11 protein-coding genes are annotated in these 9,942 nt (G+C 72.7%); 8 read left to right on the top strand and 3 right to left on the bottom strand.

Translation table 11 applies throughout. The features are described from left to right. The 3 genes from ACFC02_RS23670 to ACFC02_RS23660 form a co-directional block, all read right to left on the bottom strand. Nucleotides 1-217, bottom strand: a 217-nt coding sequence (locus tag ACFC02_RS23670) for a transposase (protein ID WP_376360687.1), incomplete at its 3' end; no start/stop codon positions are given. Next, on the bottom strand, nucleotides 214-498 hold the full coding sequence (locus ACFC02_RS23665; protein WP_376360684.1) for a hypothetical protein: 285 nt from the start codon (nucleotides 496-498) through the stop codon (nucleotides 214-216). The genes ACFC02_RS23670 and ACFC02_RS23665, both read right to left, overlap by 4 nt. A 723-nt stretch (nucleotides 499-1,221) precedes the next feature. Continuing rightward, a complete protein-coding gene (locus tag ACFC02_RS23660; RefSeq protein WP_376360681.1) occupies nucleotides 1,222-2,388 on the bottom strand; it encodes a hypothetical protein in 1,167 nt (388 codons plus the stop codon). Between the two features lie 309 nt (nucleotides 2,389-2,697). Between ACFC02_RS23660 and ACFC02_RS23655 the strand changes: the two genes are divergently transcribed. The 8 genes from ACFC02_RS23655 to ACFC02_RS23620 are packed head-to-tail and all read left to right on the top strand — an operon-like array spanning nucleotide 2,698 to nucleotide 9,889. After that, nucleotides 2,698-3,555, top strand: a complete 858-nt coding sequence (locus ACFC02_RS23655) for a sugar phosphate isomerase/epimerase family protein (RefSeq protein WP_376360679.1) — start codon at nucleotides 2,698-2,700, stop codon at nucleotides 3,553-3,555. Continuing rightward, the gene (locus tag ACFC02_RS23650; RefSeq protein WP_376360676.1) at nucleotides 3,552-4,487 is read left to right on the top strand and encodes a Gfo/Idh/MocA family protein; all 936 of its coding nucleotides are present in this window, start codon (nucleotides 3,552-3,554) and stop codon (nucleotides 4,485-4,487) included. The genes ACFC02_RS23655 and ACFC02_RS23650 overlap by 4 nt, the downstream gene beginning before the upstream one ends. Then, nucleotides 4,435-5,661 (top strand): methionine adenosyltransferase, encoded by a 1,227-nt coding sequence (locus tag ACFC02_RS23645; protein WP_376360673.1) that lies wholly within the window; start codon nucleotides 4,435-4,437, stop codon nucleotides 5,659-5,661. The genes ACFC02_RS23650 and ACFC02_RS23645 overlap by 53 nt, the downstream gene beginning before the upstream one ends. Further along, nucleotides 5,658-6,533, top strand: coding sequence for a hypothetical protein (locus tag ACFC02_RS23640; RefSeq protein WP_376360670.1), 876 nt, complete (start codon nucleotides 5,658-5,660; stop codon nucleotides 6,531-6,533). Before ACFC02_RS23645 ends, ACFC02_RS23640 begins: the two co-directional genes overlap by 4 nt. Beyond that, nucleotides 6,530-7,588 carry a hypothetical protein gene (locus ACFC02_RS23635; RefSeq protein WP_376360667.1) on the top strand — a complete coding sequence of 353 codons (1,059 nt, stop codon included), beginning with the start codon at nucleotides 6,530-6,532 and terminating at the stop codon, nucleotides 7,586-7,588. The genes ACFC02_RS23640 and ACFC02_RS23635 overlap by 4 nt, the downstream gene beginning before the upstream one ends. Further along, nucleotides 7,585-8,313, top strand: coding sequence for a coenzyme F420-0:L-glutamate ligase (locus ACFC02_RS23630; RefSeq protein ID WP_376360664.1), 729 nt, complete (start codon nucleotides 7,585-7,587; stop codon nucleotides 8,311-8,313). The genes ACFC02_RS23635 and ACFC02_RS23630 overlap by 4 nt, the downstream gene beginning before the upstream one ends. Continuing rightward, nucleotides 8,310-9,065, top strand: a complete 756-nt coding sequence (locus ACFC02_RS23625) for an NAD-dependent epimerase/dehydratase family protein (RefSeq protein ID WP_376360661.1) — start codon at nucleotides 8,310-8,312, stop codon at nucleotides 9,063-9,065. The genes ACFC02_RS23630 and ACFC02_RS23625 overlap by 4 nt, the downstream gene beginning before the upstream one ends. Next, nucleotides 9,065-9,889 (top strand): shikimate dehydrogenase, encoded by an 825-nt coding sequence (locus tag ACFC02_RS23620; protein ID WP_376360659.1) that lies wholly within the window; start codon nucleotides 9,065-9,067, stop codon nucleotides 9,887-9,889. The genes ACFC02_RS23625 and ACFC02_RS23620 overlap by 1 nt, the downstream gene beginning before the upstream one ends. Nucleotides 9,890-9,942: the final 53 nt, after the last annotated feature.

The raw sequence follows: 9,942 nt of genomic DNA, 5'->3' as shown, positions 1-9,942 counted from the left end.
AGACCCCGGCGTCACGCCACTGCCGGAAGCGGTTGTGGACGGTCGACCATGCACCGAATTCTGTCGGCATCTCCCGCCACTGGCCGCCCGTCTTGAACCGCCAGATCACGCCCTCGAACTGCTGCCGCAGCCGCTCGGGGTACGGGCCGTACTCGCCAATCGGCAGGTACGGCTCGATGAACTCCCACTCCGGGTCAGTCAGTTGCACTCGTGTCACGTACGACGGTCTACCGGACCAGACCGTGCCACGAAGGCACATCCCGCAGATTGATCACGACTCGATACGTGCCCTAGCTCGCCGTCCGGGTTGGCCGCCATCACGTGCTTGCTCGGATAGACGATCGCGCCCTCGGGGAACTGCACCAGCCGCGCACCCGCCTCGGCTGCCTCTGCCATCAGGGCCCGGATCTCCTGCCCGGCGGCCCGCAGCGCGCCGCGGTCGGTGGGGTCCTCCGGCACGGTGCTCTGCGCGACAGCCAGCCGCAATGTCCTCGCCATGGCGCGGACGCTACGCGACCCACTGGCACCCCGACCCTGTGCTCCGAATGGCACGGCCGGATTCTCGCAGGTTCTGTCCGGTTCGCCGACCTGGGGAGCTTGCGCCGTCCCGGTCGAAGGCAACGAAGCTGGCTCACCGGACTACCGGCCGTGGAAGAACTGCTTGGCCGTGGATGAATGAGCCGGACGGCATCCCAGCATCCTGGTCACCACCTCGCTCACGCCGACTCCGCCTTCCACCCCGGCGGCTTCAAGCGAGCGGGCGCCACGGCTCCCCGGGCAGGCCACCGAGACCGCCCGCAGACTCATTCCGGCGGTCGTACACACCGACGGCACGCTGCGCCCGCGGACCGTCGCTCGCGACGCCACCGACCCCTACGCGGCGCTGCTGGCCTAGTTCGCCGAGCAGACCGGCCGGCCCGCGCGTTGAACACCTCCTTCAACCACGAGCGGCAGCCGAATCGTTTGCACCCCGCGACGCCATCGCGACGTTCGCCACCGGCCCGCACGACGCCCTCGCCATTGGACCGTTCCTCGTCCGTAAGGAACGCCGCGGCGGGTGAGTTGATCCCCTCAGTGTGTCACCACATTTCTCTTCGCCAGGAAGCCGTTCGCAGCCTGTGCTGGCGGCAGCGGAACGTTAAGGACCCGGGGTGGGTTCGTCGCGCTCCTCGCCCGGGTACCTGCGTGTACGGTCCGGCAGTGTTCGGCCGTCGGGGCGAGCTACCGGCTCGTATAGCGGGCGGTGTTGTCCACGTGGGCGGTGAAGGCGCCGGCGGGGTCGCGGGTGAGCAGGAGCAGGGGTTCAGTGGCGGTCAGGTCTGGAGTATCGGTGATGCCGCCGATCTTGCGGGTGGCGGTAATGGCGACGAGGTCTGCGCCAGGACCGATGCTGTCGAGGTAGGCGGTGTTGCGCTGGCCGCGGTCGCCGTTGAGCAGGCATTTGGCGGCGCCCAGGACGCCGAGGGTGAGGCAGCCGCCGAGCAGGACCACGGTGGTGCCTTGGTCGAGGGTGAGGCGGGTGATAACGGTCAGGTCCGCCAGCAGTTCGCCTTCGGGTGCCCACAGCGGGGTCAGGACGACGTCACCGTGCTCGGGCAGGACGATCGACGGTTCCGGAGGTGTGGTGAACCGGTAGGGCAGGTGAGGGCTGAACTCGGCGTAGACGGTGTTGCGGGCGGGGGCACCGAGGACGATCAGGCTGTCGGGTTCGGCGTTGTAGTACTCGCCGTGGTGGAAGTCGCGGATGGTCGCGGTCGGGAAGCCCTGGGCAAGGTGGACGCGGACGTAGAAGAGGGCGTCGAGGTCGGCGAAGCCGGCGTATCTGGAGTACAGCGGGTCGCTGTGCCGCTGCCTGGGTCGGTCCGCAGCGGAGAGGGCGGAACAGATCACGTCCACGCGGGAGGCGGTGGTGATGCCGAAGAACCGTCCCGTTCCGTCGTCCGCTTCCGTCGTGGCGGGTGTGTCGCTGCCCGGTGGGGGCGGTTCGGAGACGTAGCTGCCATCGGCGATGAGCAGGGCGAGGGTGTCCAGTGCCTGTCCAGCGTGACGGCGTACGGTCTTGGGCGAGCAGCGCAGCACCCGGGCGAGGGACTCCTGCCGCTCGGTCAGGGTCGGCCAGCAGTGCTCACCCAGCAGGTTGAAGTCCGCGGCGGCGTAGCGGCGCTCGTGCGGGGTTAACGCGTCGATTGCCCGGCGCAAAGAGGCCACCAGGCGTGTCGTGTCGCTCGCTGCGTTCGACAGCGCGGGGGTGCGGGCCAGCAGCAGCGCGCGGAGAGGGTCACTGAGCGCGGCGACCGCCCCGGGGTGTCCGAGGGCCGGGCCCTGGCGCAGCCGCAGCAACTCAGCCCGGATGATCTCCGAAGAGAGCCGGGGCGGGGGATTCGTCATCTGTCCAAGGGTTGTCCAACGGGCAGACGCTGTCCCGGTTTTGGGGTAGCTGGCGGGATGTCGCCCCCGTGGGGTTCGCGGGGATGGTGGGGGCTCGCTTCTCACCGCTGGAGGTGACCATGCACGCCGCTGTCGTACCGGTCCCGACCTGGGGGCCTCAGCCCCCGCCCATCCCGGTTCCGCCGTCCCCGCTGACCAGCGGCAACGACTGAAAACCGCTCGCTTCAGGTTGCTGACCGCCCCCGTGCCGCAGGACGCGCCTCGGTACGGGGGCTCCACCCACCCGCCCTACCGAAGGAGAAGACGGCCGTGCACGAAACGCCGCCGAGCACGTTGGTGCTCAACCCCGACGAACTCGGCCCCGACCCGGCGCCGGGCATGGATTTGGCGGTGAAGCTGGGCATCGGGCACCTGGAGATCCGCTCAGCCGAGGATGCCAATGCGGTGACGCTGCCTGCCGACCGGCTGCGACACATCCGCGCCTTGGCCGACGAGCGCGGCCTGAAGGTGGCGGCGCTGGCCTCGCCGCTGTGGAAGTGGTGCCGGCCCGAGACCCAACCCGGCCGGGTGGACACCTTCGGTTTCCCCACCCAGGTCCCGCCCGAGGAGCGGCTGGGCTGGGTCGAACGGGCCATCGAGGCCGCGCGGATTCTGGGCGCTCCGGTCGTGCGGGTCTTCTCCCACCTGCGTGTCGAGCCGGAGCTGACCGAGCAGCTGCTCGGTGACCCGCTGCTGGCCAAGGCGCTGGACGCGGCGAATACGGCCGAGGTGCGGCTGCTGCTGGAGAACGAGCCGGTGTGCACCGTCGCCCACGCCGAACCGCTGCTGCAGATCCTGGACCGGTACCACGGGCAGGGCCTGGGGCTGTGGCTGGACGTGGCGAACCTCCACGAAGTCGGCCAGGCCACCCCCGAGGTGGTCCGCGCCCTGGCGCCGTACGTCGGCTACGTGCACGTCAAGGACTACCGGCCCACCGACGGCGGCGGCCGGGCGTTCTGTCCGGCCGGCGAGGGCGTGGTGCCGTACGGCGAGCTGCTGCCGCTGCTGCACGCGGCCCAACCGGCTCTGCCGTACGCGCTGGAGACCCACGTGCGCGACACCCCCGCCGACGCACTCGCCGCCGGCGCCGCGTTCCTGCGCTCCGCTGTCCCGGGCGGCATCGCGTGAAGCGGGTGCTGCTGGTCGGAGCCGGAGAGGTCGGAGCCAAGCACCTGACCGCCCTCGCCGACGCTCCCGGCCTGGCGGTCGCCGCGGTCGCCGACCCCGACCCGCGCACCGAGGTGCCCCCGGGCATCCCGCTGTTCGCTTCCTGTCGGACGGCGCTGACGGCCGTGACCCCGGATCTGGTGGTCGTGGCCGCTCCACCCGGGACCGCGCTCACCGCTGCCAGGGACGCCGCCCAGGCCGGAGCCGCCGTGCTCGTGGAGAAGCCCTGCACCACCGACCCCGCAGCCCTGGCGCCCCGGCCGGGCGACGGACGCATCTTCGTCGCCTTCCAGCCCCACTTCGCCCCCGGCCTCGACGCTCTGCTCGCCGAGCCTCCGGCCGTCGTACGGGCCGAGGTGCTGCTGGCCGTGCGGCGGGACCCCGGCTACTTCCGCGGCTGGCGCCGCACCTACGCCACCGCCGGCGGGGTCCTGCATCAGCAGGCCATCCACGGGCTGGCCCTCGCCCTTCGGCTGCTGCCCGGCGACGTCGAGGCGATAGACGCCGAGGTGGTGCACTGCCGGGGCCTGGCGGAGATCGAGGACCACGTCACCGCCACCATCACCCTGTCCGGCGGGGCCACGGTGCACATCGACGCCCGCGTCGACCACGACGGCCCCCCAGCCCACGAACTCGTCCTCCACCTCGCCGACGGCCGCCGCCTCCACGTGCGCGGCCGGAACCTCGAAGCCGGACTCGGCGAGATCGCCGCCGCCCCCACGCACGAGTCACTGCGGCGCGCGATGTACGCCGCGGTGCTGGACACCGCCGAGGGCCATCCGGCCCACCCCTGCCTGTTCCCGCTGACGGCGCTACGGCGCCCGCTGGAGGTGATCGACCGTGTCTACCGCGACGCCCGCGTTGTCCGCGCTGCGCACGCCGCTGCCGCATGAGCTGCCCGTCGAAGTCGTCGAACGCAAAGGGATCGGCCACCCCGACACCCTCGCCGACGGCATCGCCGAGCTGGCCTCCATCCGCTACAGCCGGCACTGCCTGGACGCGGCGGGGGCGGTGCTGCACCACAACCTGGACAAGGTCGCCGTCCTCGGCGGCCGGGCCGCGTTCACCGACACCGACGGCGTCTATGACCGGCCGCTGCGGGTCGTCTTCGGCGGCCGGATCTCCACCAGCTTCGCCGGCCGCCCGTTGCCGGTGCGGGAGATCCTCGAGCAGGCGGCCGTCGACCACCTGCGTACCGCCCTGCCGGGCTTCGACCGGGTGAAGCTGGAGGTGAGGCACCAGACGACCGACTCCTCCAAGTTCCCCCGCTGGTTCGCCCCCCGCTCCCTGGACGATCTGCCCGAGCGACGAGCCGCGTTCTCCAACGACACCGCCTACCTCGTCGGTTCGGCCCCCCGCACCGTCACGGAGACCGTGGTGCTGCTCTCGGAGGCGTGGTTCCGCCGCTTGCCGTGGGCGGGCAGCGACATCAAGGCCCTCGCCGTCCGCGACGGCGCGACCTGGACGGTGACCGTGTGCGTGCCCGCCCTGGCCGGGCACCTGACCAGCTCCGCTCAGTTCGACGACGCGGTCACCGCCGCCGTCGGCAAACTGACCGGGCTGCTTGCCCAGCGGCTGCCGGGCCGCGTGACGGTGGTGTGCAACACCCGCAACTCCCGTACCGGCCCCCTGTCCGGGCAGTACTTCACGCTGTCGGGGTCGGCCGTCGACTACGGCGAAGACGGCCTCGTGGGCCGGGGCAACGCCCGTACCGGCGTGATCAGCGGCGCCCATCTGGCCGGGAACGAGGCGACGTTCGGGAAGAACCCGGCCTACCACGTCGGCAAGGTCGGCGGATGGCTCGCCGATGAGGCCGCCCGCGCGGTGGCCGCCGAGTTCGGGCCGTGCCGTATCGCCCTGCTGTGGCGCAACGGCGCCCCCTACGACGAGCCCGCCTCAATCGAGATCACTACGGTCAACCATGCACCGCCCGGGGCGGCTGAGGAGCTGGTGCGGGCCGCGCTGTCCCGCACGGACTGGATGGAGGACCTGCTGTCCGGCCGGTACCTGCCCGCCGTCGCGGCGGTCGAGGAGCTGCTGGCCGACTTGGAGCGGGCGTCCGGATGAGCGTGTACCGGCTCGTCACCGGCCACGTCTGCGCCCGCCTCGCCCTGCCCGAGCAACTGGACACCACCGCCGCGCGGGGTGCCGAGCGGGCCCTGCCCGGCGGTTGGACGCTGACAGCGGGCCCGGCCACGGAAGCGGCGGACATCGAGGTCGCCACGGGGGCCGCGGCCGTCACCGTCGCGGCCGAAACTGTGCGCCTGCGGGTGCCGGCGGACGTGGCCGCCTCGGACACGCTCGCGTACGTCACCTACACCGCGCTCGAACGCGCCCGCCAGCAGCAGCGCAAGGTCACGGTGCACGCCACCGCCCTGATCGCGCCCGGCGGGCGGGCGGTGCTGCTGCTCGGCTCGAAGGGGGCGGGCAAGACGTCCACCGCGCTCGCCCTCGCGGAGCGGGGCTGGGCCCATGCCGGGGACGACCTGGTCGTCCTCGGCGAGATGGACGACGACACGGTGGCGGTGTGGCCGGGCAAGCTCGCGGCCGCCGTCCGCAACCCCGCCCGGCCGCTCGCGCCGAAGCCCCAGCAGGCCCTGAAGCCGTTCGCCGCCGGCCCGGCCCCGCTGGCCCGGGTTGTGCGCATGGCCGTCCACCCGGCGTTGGGGACGGCCTCGCTGACGCCCGCGGTGCCGCTGTCGGTGAACGAGCGGCTGCGACTGCACGAGCTCCTGGGCCGCTACATCTCCGGCCTGCCCACCCCCCTCACCGGCGTGACCGGAGTGCCGTACGGGCCGGTGTGGCCGCTGGACACCCCAGCCCTGGCCCGCTGGCGCAGCCACCTCATCGCCCGGCTCGCCGACTGCCGGTTCGACTACCTGCACGCCCCCGGCCCCGACACGGCCGCCGACCTGCTGACCAAGGAGGAGGCCGGATGAACGCCGCCGCGATCCTGCCCAGCCGCAACGAGCCGGCCACCATCGCCGCCGTGACCACGGCCGTCGACACTGCGCTCGCCGAGTACCGGTCGGTCATCGTCAACGCCGATTCCTCCGACACCCCCGACACCTCCGAGCGGTTCGCCGCCACCTGCACCCGCGCGGCCAAGGTGTCCCTGGCCGGCCTGGTGCGAGGCAAAGGCGCCCAGATCCTGGCCGCCGCCCGCCGCCCAGAGATCGCCGATGCCGATGCGGTACTGATCACGGACACCGACACGCTGGGCCCCGACCCCGCCGTCTACGCCGCGCTACTGGAGCGCGTAAGCGGCGGCGCCGCCCTGGCGATCGCCGACTACCCGCGGCACTGGGACGAGGCCAACCTCACCAACCACCTCGCCCGGCCGCTGATCGCCGCCACCACCGGCCACGACGTACCCCAGCCGCTCGCCGGGGACCTCGCCCTCTCCCGTGCCGCCCTGGACGCCGTCCTGCGCGCCGCCCGGGCCCTGCCAGCGGAGGTGTCGGCGTGCGTGGACGGCTACGGCATCGACGCGTTCCTGCTGCTGACCGCCGCCACCGTCGGGCCCATCGCCTCCGTGCGGTTCGACCGGCCCAAGCAGCACGCCGGGTCCTTCCCCCACCTGCCGGCCATCTACCACCAGGCCGTCCCCGTCCTGCTGCACCTGACCGCGACATGGGCCCCGCCGCCAGCCCCGCCCAGCGGCGAGACGTCGCTCTACCGTGTCGCCGACCGCACTGTCGGGCACGCCCGCCTTTCGGCCATGCTCACCACGCTGGACAGCTTTGGCCCACACCCCGGCGGATACGATGAACACCCGTGGCCGCTGACCGCTGCGGACGCCTGGCACGCCGTCAACTCCGGCACACCGGCGCCTGTCGCGGCTCGCCGGCTGTGGCCGCACTACCTTCGGCGCGTGACCGACTGGCTCACCAGCGGACAGCACGCCACCACCCGGCAGCGAGCCGACGCGCTCGCCGCCGCACACGCCCGCCTGCACACCGCCGTCCTCACCTCGCAGGAGCCCTGCCGATGACCGCCGCCCCGACCTCCGGCTTCTCCGTCTTCGCTCTGGAGCCCTTCCCCGAGCTCCAGCCCGGTGACGATCTGGCCGGCACCATCACCGGCGTCCTCAGCAGCACCAGCACCGAACTGCGCGACGGGGACATCCTCGTGGTCGCCAGCAAGGTCGTCTCCATCGCGGAGAAGCGGTACGTCGACCTCGCCAGCGTCACCCCCGGGCCCGAGGCTCTGGAGGTGTCCGCCAAGACGGGCAAGCCCGCCGAGATCGTGCAACTGATCTTGGACTCATCGAGCGAGCACTTCCTGGCCACCGACAAGGGCCCCATCATCGCCCGGCACACCCTCGGCTACCAGCTCACCTCCGCAGGGATCGACCGCGCCGGCACCGAGGGCGCCTGGCTGCTGCCGGTGGACCCGGACGCCTCCGCCCGCGCCCTGCGCGACGCCCTGATCACCTACACCGGCTCCCACGTCGCCGTGGTGATCGCGGACTCCGACGGACGCGCCGACCGTCGCGGGGCCACCGTCATCTCCATCGGCGCGGCAGGCGTCGGGCCCCTGCGGACGACGGAGCACGACGGCAAGCGGCAGGAGGAGACGTTCACCGACCTCATCGCCGCGGCGGCCGGGATCATCCTCGGCCAGCGCGGCCGGGGCGCCCCGGTTGCCGTCCTTCGGGGCATCGCATACGAGGCCAGCGACAAGGGCGTGGCGTCGATGCTCCACCACCGGCCGTGACGCTGCTGATCACGGGCGCGGCCGGAGCCATCGGGACCCGGCTGGCGGCCGACCTCGCCACCCACGGGATACCCCTACGGCTGCTCGACCGGCGGCACCCCGACGTGGGGGCGCCCGCGGGCGTCGAGTTCGTCCAGGCCCACCTGCGCGACCTCGACGCCACCGAGAAGGCCGCCGCCGGGATATCCGCCATCGTGCACCTCGCGGGAATCACCCAGGAGAGGCCGTTCGCCGACATGGTGGAGCACCACATCACCGGCACCCATCACGTCCTGGAGGCTGCCCGCCGCCAGCGAGTACCGCGCGTGGTGCTGGCCAGCAGCCACCACGTCCCCGGCCTGAACCCCGTCGACGGACCGGCGCCGCTGGCGCCGGACAGCTTCTACGCCGTGTCCAAGGTCACCGCCGAGGCCCTGGGCCACCTCTACGCTCACAAGACCGACGTGCAGGTCGTCGCCGTCCGCATCGGCAGCTACCGCGACCGCCCCACCGAGCCCCGCCACCGGGCGACCTGGCTCAGCCCTCGCGACGCCACCGCCCTGCTCCGCCGCCACCCGGCCCCTGACCGGCCCGTTCCTCACCGTGTACGGCACTTCCGGCAACCGCGAGTCGTGGTGGCCGCGCACCGGCTGGGACGCCCTCGGCTACCAGCCGGCCGACAGCGCCGACCAGCACCCCGGCTCCGGGCCGCTGGCCGACCGCTTCATGGGCGGCGCCTTCGCCGACGACGAACTCTCTACGTAGGAGCATGATGAAGCAGCTCGCCGTGCTCGGCTCCCCGATCGGCCAAGCCCTCTCCCCAGTGCTGCACCGCGCCGCCTACCGATCGCTCGGCCTGGACTGGAGCTACCGCGCGATCGACTGCACCCCGGACCGGCTCGCCTCCTTCTTCGCCGGTCTGGACGACGGCTGGGCGGGTCTGTCGCTGACCATGCCGCTCAAGCGAGTCGCCGTCCCCCTGCTCGACGAGGTCTCTCAGACGGTGAAGGCCACCGGCACCGTCAACACCGTCACCGTGCACGGTGGCCGGCTCCTGGGTGAGAACACCGACGTCGACGGCATACTCCAAGCCCTCCTCGACGCCGGTATCACCCGGGTGGAGTCGGCGTGCGTGCTCGGGGCGGGTGCGACCGCCGCCACCGCCCTTGCCGCCCTGCACACCCTGGGCTGCCGCGAGGCCACCGTCATCGCCCGCGACATGGCCCGCACGCGCGAACTGGCCGGCGCCGCCGAGCGGATCGAGACCGGCGTGCGGTTCCGCCCGTGGGCCGAAGCCAGCCGACACCTGGAGGCCAGCCTGGTCGTCTCCGCGCTCCCGCCCGGCGCCGCCGACCCGCTCGCAGCCCTGTGGTCAGCGGCGGGGAACACGCTCCTCGACGTCGTGTACCGGCCCTGGCCCACCCCGCTAGCCCAGGCAGCCGTCCGCGCAGGCAGCATCGTCATCGGCGGACTGCCGATGCTCATCCACCAGGCCGCCCGTCAGGTCGAACTCCAGACCGGCCACACCCCGGCACCCCTGTTTGTCATGCGCACGGCGGCGGAGGACGCCCTCGGCCCGCTCACCTCGGGCGCGTAGGTAGGCGAGGCTGAGGACCGCCGGCGGCGAACTCGGTGTCGCTGCGTGACGGT

Origin of the sequence: Streptomyces sp. NPDC056160, from assembly GCF_042268205.1 — a bacterium.
GTDB lineage: Bacteria > Actinomycetota > Actinomycetes > Streptomycetales > Streptomycetaceae > Streptomyces.
The sequence above is the reverse complement of the archived record's forward strand: the minus strand, read 5'-3'. Positions and strand labels throughout refer to the sequence as shown.